The sequence below is a fragment of the Stenotrophomonas sp. P5_B8 genome, from assembly GCF_054049855.1.
On sequence record NZ_JBFULO010000606.1, the window covers coordinates 1 to 1,799 of the forward strand.

A 1,799-nucleotide genomic window follows, 5' to 3' on the forward strand; every position below is an offset into this window, starting at 1 on the left:
CCTGGGCAAAATAAAGGAGGAGGCCGCCCGCGGCCGGGGGACATTTGCGCCAGGSGCCTACCGGCCGCGACGGGGCCCKCACGCGCGCGACAGACCCGATCAGAGACGCCACGCGATCCCTACGCCCCAAGGACCGCATGACGCGCACGCGCACCGCCGTGCACCGTCCGCCAAGGCTCTTGGAACCAGACGCTCCCCACCTTGGGAAGAAAAGACTTATCGCTTGCTTGTTGCTGCTCCATCCCCAGAATAGGCGCACTGAACCAAATGCCGGACGGACATCGCGGGATGAAGAGCAAGCAGGAAATCGTTGAAAACTGGCTGCCGCGTTACACCGGCGTGCCCTTGGACCAGTTCGGCCAGCACATCCTGCTGACCAACTTTGCCGGCTATCTGCATACCTTCTCGCACCTTACCGGCGCACCGGTGCAGGGCATGGATCGGCCGATGGCCAGCGTCACCAGCGATGACATTACCCTGATCAACTTCGGCATGGGCAGCCCCAACGCGGCCATCGTGATGGACCTGCTGTCGGCGGTAATGCCCAAGGCGGTGCTGTTCCTGGGCAAATGCGGTGGGCTCAAGCGCAAGAACCAGCTGGGCGACCTGGTCCTGCCGATCGCCGCGATCCGCGGCGAGGGCACTTCCAGCGACTACCTGCCGCCGGAAGTGCCGGCGCTGCCGGCCTTCGCCCTGCAGCGTGCGGTGTCCACGACCATCCGCGATCTGGGCCACGATTACTGGACCGGCACGGTCTACACGACCAACCGTCGGGTCTGGGAGCATGATGAGGCCTTCAAGGAAAAGCTGCGGCTGATGCGCTGCATGGCCATCGATATGGAGACGGCCACCCTGTTCGCAGCCGGCTTTGCCAACCACATTCCGATCGGTGCATTGCTGTTGGTGTCCGATCAGCCGATGATCCCCGACGGGGTCAAGACCGAGGCGTCCGATGCCAAGGTCAGCTCGCAGTTCGTCGAAAACCATATCCAGATCGGTATCGAGGCGCTTAAGCTTATACGGCGCAACGGCAAGTCGGTCCGCCACCTGCGCTTTGACGAGTGATGGATATCGCACCGGCGGGCGTCTTGGGGACGCGCCGCCATCAGGGGTAGTAAATGGACGTGGCGGCACAAGTCGTGGAGTTCTGGCGCAATGCCGGCCCACAGCAATGGTTCACGCGCGATGACGCGTTCGATGCGCGGTTCCGCGAGGCGTTCCTGGAGGAACACTTCGCCGCTGCCCGTCGTGCACGCGAGCATTGGCTGGGCAGTGCCGATGGCGCGCTGGCGCTGATGATCCTGCTCGACCAGTTTCCGCGTAACTGTTTCCGCGATACCGCCCATTCCTACGCCACCGATGGGCTGGCCCGGCACTACGCGATGCGCGCGGTGGAAGAGGGGCTGGACCTGCAGTTGGTGCCCAAGCTGCGCGCTTTCATCTATCTGCCGTTCGAGCATTCGGAAGACCCGCAGGACCAGGAGCGTTCGGTGGCGATGTTCGATGTGCTGGGCGACAAGGAATACCTGCAGTACGCCGAGCTGCACCGCGACATCATCCGCCGGTTCGGTCGCTTCCCGCACCGCAATGCGGTGCTGGGGCGGATGCCGACGCCGGAAGAGCTGGATTACCTGGCCGAAGGCGGGTTTGCGGGTTGAGAGCGGCGTAGAAGCAAAAAGCGTAAAAGCAACAGCAACAGCAACAGCAACAGCAACAGCAACAGCAACAGCAACAGCAGCGAGTCTTTGCCTGCTCTGGCTTGGCGGGTACGGGTGGGTTGGCGGGACACGCCGTAAATC

Annotated in this window: 2 protein-coding genes; both read left to right on the forward strand. The window is 63.3% G+C overall.

All coding sequences use genetic code 11. From position 1 onward, the window contains the following. The first annotated feature begins 288 nt into the window (after positions 1–288). Complete coding sequence (locus ACXJKH_RS19870) at positions 289–1,065, forward strand: AMP nucleosidase (protein ID WP_457321943.1); 777 nt, start codon at positions 289–291, stop codon at positions 1,063–1,065. A 53-nt stretch (positions 1,066–1,118) separates the two neighbouring features. Next, positions 1,119–1,658 carry a DUF924 family protein gene (locus tag ACXJKH_RS19875; protein ID WP_256777317.1) on the forward strand — a complete coding sequence of 180 codons (540 nt, stop codon included), beginning with the start codon at positions 1,119–1,121 and terminating at the stop codon, positions 1,656–1,658. The last annotated feature ends 141 nt before the right edge of the window (positions 1,659–1,799 follow it).